Raw genomic sequence first — 14,762 nt, 5'->3', positions numbered from 1 at the left:
CCGGGTTTACGCTGGTAACGCGGGGTGGAGCAGCCCGGTAGCTCGTCAGGCTCATAACCTGAAGGCCGCAGGTTCAAATCCTGCCCCCGCAACCAATATTACCCACAACGCCCGCTTCCCGCGGGCTTTTTGCGTTCCAGCAACGCCTCATGCCTCCAAACCAACAGCAAGCCCTCGCAACAAGCCAAACAATGCAGCAACACGGAACCAAGCGTTCCCCAATACACATAATAGCAATGGCGCAGAGGCTACCCGCCGATGGCGATTGCAATCATAGCTCACAAAAAGAGGTGGAAGCCTGAATTCTATTGCTCCGGCTGAAGAATGCAGCATTGCTCAGGCACGGGTATCAGCACGACGGCATCTCCTGCGGCCATCGGCTCCGATAGGACGCCATTGGCGACGATAGCACCGGCCGCTGTTTCGCATTGGTATTGATAGGCACGGCCGAGATAGGTGCGTGTTCCCAGAATCGCCGGCAGGCCGTTGCCTTCGCGTCGGACCGAAAGCCCGTCCGCGCGGCAGCCGAGGACAAGACTGTCCGGGATCGGCCCGAAATCGTCCTGCGACAGAGTGATCCTTGCGCCGCCCGCAGCCTCGGCAGTCACGACTGCGCCCGCTCGACCGACGACTTGCAGCGGCAGCAGGTTTTCGAAGCCGACGAAGCGGGCGACAAAGCTGTTGGCGGGCTTGCGGTAGAGGGTTTCGGGTGTATCGAGCTGCATGATACGCCCGGCATTCATGATGGCGACGCGATCCGAGATTGAGAAGGCTTCCTCCTGATCGTGAGTCACGTAAAGCGAGGTCGTGCCATTGGCGCGCTGCAACTGGCGTATCTCGACACGCATATCAACCCTGAGTTTGGCATCGAGATTGGATAGCGGCTCATCGAACATCAGAAGCGGCGGCTCGATGACGAGAGCGCGGGCGAGCGCGACGCGCTGCTTCTGGCCGCCGGAGAGTGCGCCGGGCAGGCGATCGCCTAGGCCGGAAAGGCCGACGCGGTCCAGCATGGCGCCGGCCTTCGTAAGGCGCTCCTTCGTCGGCATGCGGCGCTGCTTGAGGCCGAAGGCGACATTTTCGAGTACCGTCAGATGCGGAAACAGCGCGTAGTTCTGGAACACCAAGCCAATATCTCTGGCATGCGCCGGCAGTGTCGTCAGGTCGCGGTCACCCAGCTTGATCGTGCCGCTGGTCGGCTGCAGGAAGCCGGCGACGAGCCGCAAGGTCGTCGTCTTGCCGCAGCCGCTGGAGCCGAGCAGCGAGACGAGTTCGCCGGCGGCGACGGACAGCGAAAGATCCTGCAGGACGGCCGTCTTGCCGTAATGGGCGCTGATGGAATTAATGGAGAGCGATACGGTCACGAGCGGCTACTTTGTCAGGAAGGTGAGGCCCAGGGTGGCTTCGACGATCGCCATGACGGCGACGGTGACGAGCATCAGCAGCACGGAAACCGAGGCGATGGTCGGATCGAAGAACTGCTCCATATGGGCGAGGATCTGGATCGGAAGGGTGGAGATGCCCGGGCCTGTCAGGAAGACCGAGACCGAGACATCGTTGATCGAGGTGATGAAGGCGAGGATGAAGGCGGCAATGACGCCGGCGCGGATATTCGGCAGCATCACTGTCAGGAAGGTCTTCAGGGGTGGGCAGCCGAGGCTGATCGCCGCTTCCTCGATCGAAAAATCGAAGCTCGCGAGGCTGGCGCTGACGACGCGCACCGAATAGGGCAGCACCAGCAGCGCATGGCCGATCAAGAGGCTCGGGAAGATCGGCAGGCCGAGCCCGATCGTGATCGATTTCATCAGTGAGAAGCCGAAGACGATTTCCGGAACGAGGATCGGCAGCACGAAAAGCGTCGAAAGCCAGCGCGGCAACTCGACCCTGTAACGGCTGATGGCGTAGGCGGCGGGAATGCCGATCAGCAGCGACAGTGCAGTTCCGAGGAAGGCCAGCTCCAGGCTGGTGATCGCCGTCGTGCGGAAGGCCTCAATCTGAAAGATGTTCGAGAACCAGCGCAGCGTCAGGCCCTGCGGCGGGAAGGTGAGATAGGTTGTGTCGCTTAAGGCGGCACCGATGATGATGACGAGCGGCGCCAGCAGGAAGAGGAAGACGAGGGCGGTGAAAGCGATGAGCGCGGGATGGACCGTTCTTGTCATGATCACACCGCCATCGGGTTCAGCCGTCGCGCGAGCCGGCTCATGATCGCTACAATGCCGATCGTGACCACCACCATGATGGCGGCGATCGTTGAGGCGCCGACCCAATCGAAGGTGACCATGGCGCGCTGATAGAGGAAGGTGCCCATCATCATCTGCTTTTCGCCGCCAAGCAGCTGCGGCGTGGCGTAGGAGGTGAAGCTGCCGGTGAACACTAGCACCGCGCCGACGATCAGGCCGGGTGTTGCCAGCGGCAGGATGATTTGGCGAAAGGTCGCCGCCGGCGTGGCACCGAGCGACGTCGCCGCCTGAATGAGATCCTGCGGTATGCCCTCAAGCACGCCGACGAGCGTCAGGATCATCAAGGGCACGAAGAGATAGACCATCGCGACAATGACAGAGCCCTCAGTGTAGAGCATCGAGAGCGGCTCGCTGATGACGCCGATCGACACGAGGATGGTGTTCAGAATGCCGTTCTTGCCGAGAATGATCAGCCAGGCGAAGGAGCGCACCACCACGCCGGTCAGCAGCGGAAAGACAGCGGCGATGATCATCACGCTTTTGGCGCGGCCTGGCATCTGCGCGATCACATAGGCGGCGATGAAGCCGATAAACAGCGAGATTGCCGTCGTGATCAGCGCCACTTCGATCGTCCTGAAGAGCACCGTGCGGCGAAAGCCGCTGGAAAAGAAGGCGACATAGGGGGAGAAAATCCCCTTAGGTTCACCGAAGGTCGCCGCAATCGTAATGACGACGGGAACGAGCAGGAAGAGCGTTACGGCGAGAATCGCCGGCGTCGCCAATCCCCATTTCATCAAATGCTTCATCAACTACATTCCGTGAGAACGCCGCAGACTATGCGGCATGCCCTGTTACATGCCGAAGATCTCGTTCCAGCGATCGACCCAGTCCGGTTGCGCCTCGATCAGCTTCTGATAGTCGATGCGGCTGAGCTTGGCGATCATTTCGGCGCCGTAGGTCCAGAGCTTGGCCTTTTCCGGCGGCAGCACGACTTTGGTCGAGACCGGCGCATCGACGCCCTGTTCGGCTTCCGCCTGCTGCACGTCCTTCGACAGGATGAAGTTGATGAACTGGTGCGCAAGCTCGACGTTTTCCGAGCCCTTCGGAATATTGACCGTGTTGAGGACGGCGATATCGCCATCCTTGAGATCGGCCCAGGCCATCGTCGGAACGGCCGATCGCAGGGATGACAGAACAAAGTCCTGCGTCATCGCCACCTTGGCCTCGCCCGTCGAGATCAGGTTCACCAGTTCGGAGCCGGTATTGTAGTTCTTGACGACATTCGGCTTCAGCGCCTCGATGGCCTCAAACGCCTTGTCGGCATCGGCATAGGGATCGGCGCCGGCATGCTTGCCGGCTTGGAGCACCGTCAGCGGCCCGCCCGTTGTGGTGATGCCGGGAAGCGAAACGGCGCCCTTCAGGTCGTCGCGCCACAGATCGTTCCAGGAGGAAACCGGTGGGTTCACCTTCGCCGTATCATAGACGATACCGATGCGGCCGATCGTGTAGGCGGGGCCGTAATTGCCTTGCGGTGCCTTGGCGATATCGTAGAGATCGGCAAGGTTGGGGAGCTTGCTGCGGTCGACTTCCTGGAAGAGACCCTGCTGGATGCCTAGCTGCGAATAGCTGTCCGTGAGATAGATGACGTCGACGCCCTTACCGCCGCGCAGCTTCAGCTTGTTGAGGCGGTCGGCATTGTTGCCGGTTTCGAAAACGACATCGCAGCCGCAGATCTTCTTGAAGGGCTCGATGATGTTGGCCTGCATCTTCTCGCCATTATAGCCCCACCAGGAGATAGTCAGCGTCTTTGCCTGGGCGAAGCCCGGCATCGCAGTTGCCGCGGCAAGGAGAACAAATCCCGCGACACGGGCAAGGGTGAGGCCGTTCATTCTCTAAATCCTTTTGGTCAATGAAATCGGGCATATGTTTCAAGCTTGCAGGATACTATTTTTCGAGCACCGGCTTTACAAGCCCAACAAATGGGCAGGATGGTGGTTTTTGCCTTTGATGGGATGAATATGTTGCGCTACGCTGCGACGCCTAGTCGTTGTACATCGTTGCGATCCGCGAACTCCTCTCCCTCCTTGGCGAAGGGCTATCGCATATGAGCTGAAGTCGTTGCCACCTCCCCTTCTCCCCGAGGGGAGAAGGAGCTTCCGGTGCCCATCCGCTCCATATGCGATAGCCCTGCTCCTTGGGGGAAGGAGTAGCTCAGCAATGTCTTCATTTAACATGCGATTATTCTGCCGGTGGGCCGGGCAGCTTTACACGCGGATCGGTCATCTCTACCCTCAATTGACCGAATATCCTGCAGGCATGCTTCTCATGACATCCCCGAACACAAATCTTCCGGACGATCTGCTCATCAATGCGGCGGACGAAGTGCTGATCCGTCAGGATCTGACGCTGACCGCGCTCGCCCGCCGTCCGGCGGATCGCCTGCTGCGTGTCGGCAGGCTTTTGGATGTGCATAGCCGTACCTGGCTGGACGATCAGGAAATCGTCATCAAAGGCCGGCGGATCGCCTATGTCGGCCCGGCCGGTAGCTACACGGGCGAAGTGAGCGAGCGCGCGCACGAGCCGCATCTCGCCGCCGTTCCCGGTTTCGGCGAGGCGCATAAGCATATCGAAAGTTCGCATCTGACGCCGGAATGGGAAGCAGCTCTGGTCATGCCGCATGGTGTCACCTGGACTTGCGAGGCGAGCCATGAGTTTTCCAACGTGAACGGCGCCCGCAATCTGGAATTCTGGCTGGAAGCGCGCCGCCGCGGCTCGCCGATGAAGATATTCCCGCTGCCCGGATCGGCCGTGCCGCCGACGGCTTACGAATGGGGTGGCGGTCACTTCGGCTATGACGAGCAGCAGTCGTTTCTGCGTGAAAGCCTGATGGTGGCCGGCCTTGACGAAGTCATGGACTGGCCGTCGGTGAGCAACCCGGAGAATCCGGCTTACGATCGCCTTTGGGGCATGATCCGGGCCACCTTCGAACAGCGCGGCGTGGTCGAGGGTCATGGCGCGGGCCTGCGCGATCTGCCGTCGATCAATGCTTTTGCCGGCGCCGGACTCGCTTCCGATCACGAGGGCTGGTTTCTTGACGAGATCTGGGAAAAGCTGACGCATGGCCTCTTCATCGAGCTCAGGCCGCATTCCCTGCCCGAGGTGATCAAGGGGTTGATCGAGAAAGGATTGTCCGACTGGTCGCAGATCGCCTTCGTCACTGACGATCGTAGCGCCAGCGACACGCTGAAGATCGGCGCGACAGACTATAATGTCCGGCTGGCAATTGAGAATGGGCTGTCGCCGGAAATTGCCATTCAATGCGTGACGATCAATCCTGCCCGTCACATGCGGCTGACACCATGGGTCGGCTCGATCGCGCCAGGCCGTTTTGCCGATATCGTGCTGCTGGACGATGTGAAGACGTTGTCGATTGCCAAGGTCTGGGCCGATGGCAAGCCGGCAGCCGAAGGCAAGGCCTTTGTCGGCGTTCGCCCGGAGATCGACTGGCCGGCATGGGCAACGCAGACGGTTCGCATCGATCGGACCGTCACGGCGGAAGATTTTCGCATTGCCGCTCCATCAGCGTCCGGCACGGCCAAGGCCGCCCTGTTGCGGCCATTTCACTGGGCCGATGATTTCATCACCATGGATCTGCCCGTCAGCGATGGCGCCGTGCAGCGTGATCATGATCGTAACGTCACGAAATTCGCGATCGTCGACCGCTTTTCCGGCGAGGCCAAGGTCGCGCGCATGTTCTGGCTGGGCACTGGCCCGCGCACGCCGGATACCGCCCTTGGCGCAACGCTCGGCCACGATAAGCACAATATCTGGGTGGTCGGCTCCTCCGATGAAGCCATGGCCATGGTCGCCAATGCGCTGAAGGATCAGCAGGGCGGCTGGGTGCTGGTTTCGGGCGGAAAGGTCGTCGCCCGTGTCCGCTACGAAGTCGGCGGCCTGATGACGGCGCGCTCGGCCGAAGAGCTGGATGCGGAGATGCAGGCGTTATATAAGGCCGGCGCCGAGATCGATTGGATGTATGAGCCGACCTTCTCGCCACGCTGGTGGCCGGGCTTTCCCGAGCGGCTTTCCTTCGCGACGCTCACCTGCGCGCCCTGGCGCTGGGTTCTGGTTGCCCCCTCCGAAAGGGCGCCGGAAGGCTTCGTCAATGTCGCGACCGGGGAAACGCATCCGATCGTCTGGTGATGGATATCCGGCTTGCTTATTGTGAATATCCCTCGCCGTGCCGTTGATCGCTAATGAGCTGCCCCACGGGGCGGATTGCGATCGGAGCTTGACGGCCGAAGCCAGCTCCTTAATTATCTATTTGGTTACTTATATCGAGCCACAGACCGCGGATGGGTGGAGCGTATCCATCCGCGCGTTGAGCGGGTGCCAACCGGGCGGAGGAGGCTCTGGTGATCACAGTTGATAGTGACAGGTCGCGGACAATGTTGGCATTTTCCACACTGGGATGTGCGGAATTCGAATTGAGCGAAGCCCTCGGATTGGCAGCGAAGCATGGCATCGGCGCCATCGAAATCCGCGCCCTTGGCGGCACTGTCGATCTGGTTGCCTATTTCACCGAAAGGTTCGGTTCTCCGGCCGGCTTGGCCAAAGTGCTGCAGGCCTCTCCCGTTAGCGTCTGTGCCTTCAATACTTCGCTGCGTCTTGTCGGCGGGACAGCGCAGGCGAAGGAGGAGTTCCTGCGCTATCTTCCATGGGCGGAGGCCGTCGGCGTTCGTTCGCTCCGGGTTTTCGACGGCGGCGAAACCGCCGACAAGGGCGAGTTGGCCGAGGCGCTGGCGACGCTGCAATGGTGGCGTGAGACTGCGGAGCGTGAAGGCTTTCATGCCGCTATGGTCGTCGAGACACATGATTTCCTTGCGCTGCCGGACGCTATTCCACGCTTCCTTGAAATAGCGCCCGATTGCGCTCTTATCTGGGATACGCATCATACTTGGCGCAAGGGCGGGCAAGATCCCGTCGAAACCTGGAAGCAGGTTCGGCGCAACACGCACCATCTCCACATCAAGGACAGCGTTTCCGTGCCGGGGCCGAGACTGCCCTATAGTTACGTGCTCCCCGGTACCGGCGAGTTCCCGATGGCGGCATTGCGGTCAGCGCTCGATGCCGATGGTTATGCCGGCATCATGAGTCTGGAGTGGGAAAGATTGTGGCACCAGGATCTGCCGCCTCTGGATTTAGCCCTGCAGGCGGCGCGGCAAAGTGGCTGGTGGTCCCAAACGGCAAGTGCTGAATAATTGTTGAAGAGCATTAATATTTTAGTTTAGTTGTGCGGGAGAAGCTGCGCGGAGATTGACTTTTGCAGCGCTAGTTAATTAGTGTATTAGCAATTATTAAATAACTATCTCGTAGGCATATCCGTGCCGGGTTGACTATGGTCTTCGGCGCAATATTTCCAGCTCGATGAAGGGGGCCTCAATGATTGAGGTTTGAGGGTGTCTGGAAGATGGAAGAGGCGGATTATGGACACCGGAATCCGATGTTTCGGAGCGAGACGCGCCGTTCATCATCCGCTGTTTCCTGCTCCTGGATGTTCCTCGATCGCCGCGTCGCCCCGAAAGGGAAATCCGATGAACGGTAGTGCAAGCCGCGAGGAGGAGGGGCATGGAGCCCTGATCTTGAAGGCGATCGCTGAAGGTGGCCTGGGTTTTGCGGCGCAATGGATTCATGATGCCGGAAATGTCGGCAAGGTATTCTACGCGGAAAGCGTGGCGCGCGTAACGGACTCGGACGGCACCGTGCACACGGCCGGCACCTTCGTCTCGCTGCTCGAGCGGCAGGATCGCTGGTTCGATCTCGATCTGCGCATTCTGGATATGGTGCTGTCCGATCTGACTGCGGATGAGGCGCTGGTTCTCGGTTTCAATCTTTCCGCCACCAGCCTGTCGCGCCGTGATCGGTTCGCCGATGTATTCGGCCGAATCAGCCGCCGCCCGGAGCTTGCTTCGCGCCTCATCATCGAGGTCACCGAAAGTTATCCCGTGGTTGGCGCATCCATCGAACGCATGAAGATGATCCGTGACCTCGGCTGTCGTATCGCCATTGACGATTTCGGGTCGGGTTTCGCCACGCCGGCATCGCTGTTGCAGGTGCCCGCCGATATCGTCAAGATCGATGCAGCCTTTGTGTGGGATAACAGGCAAGGGCGCGACGGAAGCGACAGCCTCTCCCATCTCGTCGGTTTTGCCGCCTGCTTTGCTCCCTTTGTCGTCGTCGAGGGTATCGAAACCAGCTCCCAACTCGATGTGGCGCGGGAAGCGGGCGCAACGCATGTACAGGGCTTCCTGCTGTCGAAGCCGGTTTCCTTGGCCCAGCTCCGGCGCTATAAGCGGAAAGCCGTCTTGCGGGGGGTGGAATGATTTTCCCGCCGAATATGACCGCGATCTCCAAACCTTATGCATGGCGTATGTCTGCCGGTCTTTCGCCGAAGCCTGCCATCAAGGCCCTGCAGGTGAGGTCATGATGAAGCAGCCGGCTTTCACATCGGCCTATCAGATCTCGGCTGCCCGGGCTGCGAGCGAGCTCAAGACAAAGACATTGCTGCGCGCTTTTGTGAGCCGGCTTCGCATCGTCTTTTCCGGGAGCGGCGAGCTGGTCGCCACATTCGTCGGCGGAACCGAGCCGCATGTTCTTATCTGCGATCAGGCGGCAGAAGCGATTGGCCGCGTCAGCATAGATACCGAGACCGGGCTCTACGTCCTGTGCGAGCTCGGCGGTCATGCTGATGATGTCGTTATCGTGACCGCGAGCGAAAATCGATTGATCGAGGAGATCACCCTCCATCTTGGCGATGGCCGTTTGCTGCAGGGAGCGGTCGATACCGCCGTTAGCAGCCTCGTCGGCCAGACGATGGAGGATGTCGAGCGCAAGCTTATTCTCCAGACGCTGCAGCATTGCGGCGGAGATCCCACTCATACGGCGTTCATGCTCGGCATGCCGCTCGTCACTCTTTGCAACAAGCTGGCGGTCTACTTCTCGGACTCCGCCGGCGAACTGCCGCAGACCGCTGCGGATATGGGATACGGAGCGAAAAGCTACCGGCTGTGATTGCGCACGCATTTCATGCGGTCGCATTGTACCCCGGTTACCAAACCGGGATCGCGCTCCTGGAACAGGGCGCAAATCGAAACGGCGCGCTGCCCGGCTGCGGGTATCGCGCATGATGCAATTCGAGCGGGGCGGCGCACGAGGAACCAAATGAGATCCGGGAAAAGATCATGGATTCTTTCAGCGAGAGAAAAGACCCCGTACCCCAGAAGACGCCTGCTTTGTTCGATGGCTGCGTGAAGATCGTTTCAGCCTATGTCAGCCATAATGCCATCCCTGTTCACAGCCTCCCCAGGCTTATCAAGGATATTCACGAGGCGCTGCAAACGTTGGATGGGTCGGCTTCGATCGTCGATCGAAGCAACTTGGTGCCGGCGGTGGATTTGAAGAAATCGGTGACAAACGACTACATCGTCTGCCTCGAAGACGGCAAACGCTTCAAGACCCTGAAGCGCCATTTGCGCGTGCATTATGGCATGACGCCCGAGGAATACAGACAGAAATGGGGACTTGCTCCCAACTATCCGATGGTTGCGCAGAATTACGCCAACCGTCGCTCGGAACTTGCCAAGATTTCCGGCCTCGGTGCGAACGGCAACAAGAGGGAAGGCGTCGGCTGAAGCAATCCGCAAACAGGCGCCTCATGCGCTCCTGACGGCTCGGCTTCGATGCTCCGTGGGAATGCAGGCGGATCTCGCGAACGCTTTCGATGCGTTTTGCGATGCCGGCCGCAGTGCCGCGTCTGCCGGCGGAATGCTGCAAATGAAATGACGCCCCGTCAGGGGCGCCATAGTCTTATCGAAAATGTTCGACGCCTTTATCGCGACGATTAGAAGACCTGGCGCAGCACGACGAACAGCACGAAGGCAAGCGCGATCGAAGCTGGCAGCGTCAGGATCCAGGCCATCAGCATGTTGCGAACGGTCGACCATTGCAGGCCGGAACCGTTGGCGGCCATGGTGCCGGCGACGCCGGAGGACAGGACGTGCGTGGTCGAGACCGGCAGGCCGAGATGGTCGGCAGCACCGATCGTCAGCATGGCGACGACTTCGGCGGCAGCACCCTGGCCGTAAGTCAGATGCGTCTTGCCGATCTTTTCGCCGACGGTGACGACGATGCGCTTCCAGCCAACCATCGTGCCGAGGCCGAGTGCCAGTGCCACGGCGACCTTCACCCAGAGCGGAATGAACTTGGTCGCGTGATCGACGGCGGCGTGATAGTTCGTAACGGCCTTCAGGTCGTCGGCGCTCATCGGCAGCAGCTTTTGCTTGTCGATCAGCTTCAGCGATTCACCGATCAGGTAGATGTCGTTACGAACGTTGCTGACGAGGCCGTTCGGCAGCTTCTCGACGCTCGGATAAGCGGCGATCTCGGCGCTGGTGGCGTGAATGTAGGCCTGAAGTGCCGGCGTGGTCGCATCCGACCAGATCTTGCTCTTGACAGCATCGCTGACCGCAGCCTTCGGATCGGCCGGAGCGGCAACGCCGGGCTTCACATACTTGCCAAGCACGGTCTCGACCTGCGTTGAGGCAGCCTTGTAAGCCTCGAGATAGTTGACATCGGGTGTGCGGTTCAGCGCAAAAGCCGTCGGCACCAGGCCGATGAGGATAAGCATGATGAGGCCCATGCCCTTCTGCCCGTCGTTCGAGCCGTGAGCGAAGCTGACGCCGGTGCAGGTGAAGATCAGCAGGCCGCGGATCCAGATAGGCGGCGGCGTATTGCCCTTCGGCGCTTCATAAAGCTCCTTATTGCGGATCAGCACCTTGGCGACCAGCAGCAATATTGCAGCTGCGGCAAAGCCGATGATCGGCGACAGGAGCAGCGACATGCCGACGCTGCTTGCCTGCGACCAGTCGACACCGCTGGTGGCGGAGCCGGCGGGTGCCAGGAACTGGTTGGCGAGGCCGACCCCGATGATCGAGCCGACGAGCGTATGCGAGCTCGAGGCCGGCAGGCCGAGATACCAGGTGCCGAGGTTCCAGATGATGGCGGCGGTCAATAGGGCGAAGACCATGGCGAGACCGGAGCCGGAGCCGACTTGCAGGATGAGTTCGACCGGCAGCAGCGCCAGGATGCCGAAGGCGACGGCGCCCGACGAAGTGAGAACACCGAGGAAGTTGAAGAAGCCCGACCAGATGACGGCGAATTCCGCCGGCAGCGAGCGCGTATAGATGACAGTGGCGACGGCGTTGGCAGTATCGTGGAAGCCGTTGACGAATTCGAAGCCGAGCGCGATCAGCAGCGCCAGGCCGAGCAGGATCCACGGAACGGCGGCAGCTTCGGCGAGGTCGCTGCCAAGGGCATAGCCGACATAGGCAAGGCCGGCCAGCACGACGACACCGAAGATCGGCAGAAACCATTTTGCCGAACTACCGGCGCCGTGAATTGGATGGTTGGCATTGCCACCCTCCGAAGTGTTTGAAGCGAGGTCGACCATCCCAAACTCCTTTATGGCAATTGATATCGTTGGTGTAAGCCTCCTTCATGAAACTCTCGTGACGCGCGAGTAGGTTGCGGCTGGCCGCAAATACCGGCAACAGGACGCTTTCTGGGCTGCGGTCAGGCGTTTGGTCTGATCTTGATTTCGCCGTCAAATGGCCTTTTTCGGTTCAGCCGGCGTTCATACCTCAAGGGGTTAAATCCCGCATGTAAGGGACTTGGATAGAGGGCCATCAAAATGAGATCGTCCGTGATTGCCATCGCTGCCTTGTTTGGCAGCCTGGTTGTATCTTCGGCAGAGGCAATGCCTATCCCAGCCGTTGGGACAGCGGCCTCAGCGCCGATCGTGAAAGTTGACTATGCCTGCGGTCGTGGCTGGCACCTGACGCGCTGGGGCGAATGCCGCCCCAATCGCTGGGGTCCGCCGCCCCGGCGCTGGGGTTACTACAGGCCGCCACCGCCGCCGCCATGGGGTTGGCACGGCCATCGCCATCATCGCGATGGCTGGCGCGATGACCGTTGGCGCGATCGCCCGCGTTACTGGTAAGATCAGAAACACCGCCGCACTTCGCGGCGGTGTTTTGTTAAGGCCAGCTCGAGGAACAGTGCGCAGCGGTTCCTAAGATTGAGCTTGCGGCCGTAATGCGCGCGCGCCTAGCCATAGCCCTGCAAGTACGAACAGGCTGGCCGATAAGATCGCAGCAAGGCTTTTCGCATGAAGCGCGATATCGGCAAGCTTCGGCCGGATGAGATCGGCCGTATTGAAATTCTCGCCGCTGAATTTGCACAGGATGAGCGAGAGGTTGTTGCGCACGAGTGCCAGATCGATATCGGAGACGAGGTCGTCGACCGGTTCCTTTTCCACTTTCATGGCACGCATCTGCAGCAGCACTGCTTTTGCAGCCGCAAGATAGGCGTGCGAACATTCGTTGAAAGGGCTTTCCTCGTCGCTGACGCTGCCTGGCATCACGCCCCATAGGCAATAGGCACGCTGGATCTGCGCGAAGTTCAGGAGACGGCGGAAGGTTTCGTCGGTATCCGATATGCTCTCGGCAAGCGAAATGATCCGCCCGTAATAGGGAGAGATCACAGCCATCTCGCCATGGGTGAGACTGGGAATCGGAATGCCGGCCTGGCTGCCGGAGGAGCCGCTGCCATGTGCGGCAACCGAAACTGGCCAACCTGCAACGATGAGACAGAAGATTGCAAACAGGACGCCACCTGGATACAGGCGTCTCCCGCGCATGTTGCCATGCGCGGGATGCGATCTATTTACCACACTAAACCCGGCGTAGGGCCGCATTGCCGTAACGTGTCTGCGGCAACTGACGTTCCGCCCAGGCTCCGAAGGCAAGGCCGAGCGTCGTCCAGAGAATGGCGTGCATGCCGAGCGAGGTGACGCGGAAGCGCCAGAGCACGACGGCGGAAAATTGCTCGGGCACTTCGTTGATGGGGGGAAGCAGATATTGGATCAGCGCGATGAAGACGATGTAGCCAATGCCGGCAATGATCGCACCGTTCCAGGAACCATATCGCGCTGCCAGCCTGCGACCGAAGCCCACCGCGACGATCATGCCGACGACGGAGGCAACGATCATGATGAAGAACAGTTCCGTTCTCGCGCCGATCGTATCGGGATTGCCGACGGCCGGTGGGTTTGCCGGATACTTGAGATCGGGCACGAGCGAAATCGTCACGAAAGCGGCGAGCGCGAGCAGCGCTGCCGTGCCGCGCGCACCCAAGGGGCTGATGCGGCCGTAGATGAAGGAGAAAACCAGCGCGAACAATCCGCCGATTGCGGTGGAAAAGATCACGCTGCCGGTGAAGAGGCCGATGCCCGCCTGCGTAGCGCGGCTGACAATCTCTGGTTCAGGAGCTTCGCCGGCCGCCTGCGCGGCCTTTTCTTCAAACCCGATGGCCCAGTCGACCAGCGGTTCGCCGAAGATGTGGGCAAAAGCAAAAACGAAAATACCGGTCAAGGCCCCGACGATCATGCCGCGGAGCAAAAGACGTCCAACCATGTGCTTGACCCCTTAGTGGCAGGGGAAGCCGAGCAGGTGGCGGGCATCATGCACGAATTCGTGCACATACATGCCCGAGAAGAGCGAGGTCGCGCCTTCTTCTGCGCCGATGAAATAGATCGCAAGCAGCATCAGCAGGCCGGCAAAAATAGCCCAGGGCAGGATTTGGCCGAGCGGAATCGGCTGTGGAACTGCGGTTGGGGCGAAAGTGGTGTCGGACATTGTATTTCCCTCTTTAAGAAAAGCGCGTTCCATTTGCGGAAGGGTTCTTGCGGGAAGGGTCTGGCTCTCGGAGGCGGAACTCGTCCGTCTTCGATTACAGTGGCGCGACCGCGCCGGGATTCCACCGGCTTCCACACCCGCAAGTGCAAGTTTATAGCTATCTGCAAATATAATTGTCAATCAAGCGCCACTGCGATGCTAAATCGCGACAAGAGCGCACCGGGGGATGGAATAGAGGAAGTTTCATGAAAACGCGTTTGAGCTGGATTTGCCATGGGGCAACGCAAGCCAATCGGAATGGCTGCTTTCCGGATGACGAACCCTTGGAGGCGAAGGCGGCTCAGCAGGCTCAATCCTTATCCTTCAGGCTGGGGGCGATCGATCGGGTCTGGGCGAGCCCGGCTCTGCGCGCGCGCCAGACCGCCGCGGTCCTCGGTCTCGACGCTATCCCGGATGTCGCCTTGCGCGAATGCGATTATGGCGACTGGCGGGGGCAATCACTAGCCGAACTGCATGAAAGGGATGCGGAGTCCCTCGCGCTCTGGATGACGGACACGTCGGTCGCGCCGCATGGCGGCGAAGCCCTCTTGTCGGTCATGAAACGTGTCAGCGAATGGATGGGAAATCATATCGAGGATGCCGGCCATATCGTCATCATCACCCATGCGAGCGTCATTCGCTCTGCCGTTCTGCAGGCCTTGCAGGCGCCGCCTGCGGCATTCTGGGCTGTTGATGTCGAGCCGTTCGGGATTGTCGAAATGACGAGCGACGGCCGGCGCTGGCAGCTTCGCTTCCCGAAGATATCGATCTAAGGTCTGTGGGATTCACA

At 60.2% G+C, this 14,762-nt stretch carries 15 protein-coding genes and 1 tRNA gene; 8 read left to right on the top strand and 8 right to left on the bottom strand.

Translation table 11 applies throughout. From position 1 onward, the window contains the following. The first annotated feature begins 18 nt into the window (after positions 1-18). Positions 19-95: transfer RNA gene (locus FBZ99_RS14825), tRNA-Met, on the top strand. 210 nt (positions 96-305) lie between these two features. Here the strand turns inward: FBZ99_RS14825 and FBZ99_RS14820 are convergent. From FBZ99_RS14820 to FBZ99_RS14805, 4 genes are read right to left on the bottom strand one after another with little or no spacing between them, the layout of a single operon-like run. Further along, complete coding sequence (locus tag FBZ99_RS14820) at positions 306-1,364, bottom strand: ABC transporter ATP-binding protein (RefSeq protein WP_113352085.1); 1,059 nt, start codon at positions 1,362-1,364, stop codon at positions 306-308. Between the two features lie 6 nt (positions 1,365-1,370). Further along, a complete protein-coding gene (locus FBZ99_RS14815; protein WP_145633942.1) occupies positions 1,371-2,162 on the bottom strand; it encodes an ABC transporter permease in 792 nt (263 codons plus the stop codon). Continuing rightward, the gene (locus FBZ99_RS14810; protein ID WP_113420631.1) at positions 2,162-2,986 is read right to left on the bottom strand and encodes an ABC transporter permease; all 825 of its coding nucleotides are present in this window, start codon (positions 2,984-2,986) and stop codon (positions 2,162-2,164) included. The genes FBZ99_RS14815 and FBZ99_RS14810 overlap by 1 nt, the downstream gene beginning before the upstream one ends. Positions 2,987-3,031: 45 nt before the next feature. Then, on the bottom strand, positions 3,032-4,009 hold the full coding sequence (locus FBZ99_RS14805) for an ABC transporter substrate-binding protein (protein ID WP_246661118.1): 978 nt from the start codon (positions 4,007-4,009) through the stop codon (positions 3,032-3,034). A gap of 496 nt (positions 4,010-4,505) precedes the next feature. Here FBZ99_RS14805 and FBZ99_RS14800 point away from each other — a divergent pair, with 496 nt between their 5' ends. The 5 genes from FBZ99_RS14800 (at position 4,506) to FBZ99_RS14780 (ending at position 9,871) form a co-directional block, all read left to right on the top strand. After that, entirely contained in the window at positions 4,506-6,383 is a 1,878-nt protein-coding gene (locus FBZ99_RS14800; protein WP_113420636.1) for an adenine deaminase, read from the top strand. Positions 6,384-6,667: 284 nt separating this feature from the next. Beyond that, positions 6,668-7,441 (top strand): sugar phosphate isomerase/epimerase family protein, encoded by a 774-nt coding sequence (locus FBZ99_RS14795; protein ID WP_246661110.1) that lies wholly within the window; start codon positions 6,668-6,670, stop codon positions 7,439-7,441. 333 nt (positions 7,442-7,774) lie between these two features. Next, on the top strand, positions 7,775-8,563 hold the full coding sequence (locus FBZ99_RS14790; RefSeq protein WP_145633896.1) for an EAL domain-containing protein: 789 nt from the start codon (positions 7,775-7,777) through the stop codon (positions 8,561-8,563). A gap of 100 nt (positions 8,564-8,663) precedes the next feature. After that, positions 8,664-9,251, top strand: coding sequence for a helix-turn-helix domain-containing protein (locus FBZ99_RS14785; RefSeq protein WP_186450309.1), 588 nt, complete (start codon positions 8,664-8,666; stop codon positions 9,249-9,251). A 170-nt stretch (positions 9,252-9,421) separates the two neighbouring features. Then, entirely contained in the window at positions 9,422-9,871 is a 450-nt protein-coding gene (locus FBZ99_RS14780) for a MucR family transcriptional regulator (RefSeq protein ID WP_113352079.1), read from the top strand. Positions 9,872-10,080: 209 nt separating this feature from the next. Here FBZ99_RS14780 and FBZ99_RS14775 read toward each other — a convergent pair whose 3' ends face one another. Continuing rightward, entirely contained in the window at positions 10,081-11,688 is a 1,608-nt protein-coding gene (locus tag FBZ99_RS14775; protein ID WP_113352078.1) for an inorganic phosphate transporter, read from the bottom strand. A gap of 240 nt (positions 11,689-11,928) precedes the next feature. On the opposite strand from FBZ99_RS14775, the gene FBZ99_RS14770 reads away from it, so the two are divergent. Next, positions 11,929-12,237 (top strand): GCG_CRPN prefix-to-repeats domain-containing protein, encoded by a 309-nt coding sequence (locus FBZ99_RS14770; RefSeq protein ID WP_095433542.1) that lies wholly within the window; start codon positions 11,929-11,931, stop codon positions 12,235-12,237. A gap of 72 nt (positions 12,238-12,309) precedes the next feature. Here FBZ99_RS14770 and FBZ99_RS14765 read toward each other — a convergent pair whose 3' ends face one another. Genes FBZ99_RS14765 through FBZ99_RS14755 form a run of 3 tightly spaced genes read right to left on the bottom strand, consistent with a single transcriptional unit; the run spans position 12,310 to position 13,933 of the window. Beyond that, positions 12,310-12,936, bottom strand: coding sequence for a hypothetical protein (locus FBZ99_RS14765; protein ID WP_113395919.1), 627 nt, complete (start codon positions 12,934-12,936; stop codon positions 12,310-12,312). 34 nt (positions 12,937-12,970) lie between these two features. Beyond that, positions 12,971-13,711 (bottom strand): CbtA family protein, encoded by a 741-nt coding sequence (locus FBZ99_RS14760; RefSeq protein ID WP_113395918.1) that lies wholly within the window; start codon positions 13,709-13,711, stop codon positions 12,971-12,973. Between the two features lie 12 nt (positions 13,712-13,723). Beyond that, the gene (locus FBZ99_RS14755; RefSeq protein WP_113352075.1) at positions 13,724-13,933 is read right to left on the bottom strand and encodes a CbtB domain-containing protein; all 210 of its coding nucleotides are present in this window, start codon (positions 13,931-13,933) and stop codon (positions 13,724-13,726) included. A gap of 245 nt (positions 13,934-14,178) precedes the next feature. Between FBZ99_RS14755 and FBZ99_RS14750 the strand changes: the two genes are divergently transcribed. Continuing rightward, positions 14,179-14,745: a histidine phosphatase family protein gene (locus tag FBZ99_RS14750; RefSeq protein ID WP_113352074.1), complete on the top strand. Its 567-nt coding sequence runs from the start codon at positions 14,179-14,181 to the stop codon at positions 14,743-14,745. Positions 14,746-14,762 lie beyond the last annotated feature (17 nt).

The sequence above is a fragment of the Rhizobium sp. ERR 1071 genome (assembly GCF_007828675.1).
GTDB classification, from domain to species: domain Bacteria; phylum Pseudomonadota; class Alphaproteobacteria; order Rhizobiales; family Rhizobiaceae; genus Rhizobium; species Rhizobium dioscoreae.
The sequence above is the reverse complement of the archived record's forward strand: the minus strand, read 5'-3'. Positions and strand labels throughout refer to the sequence as shown.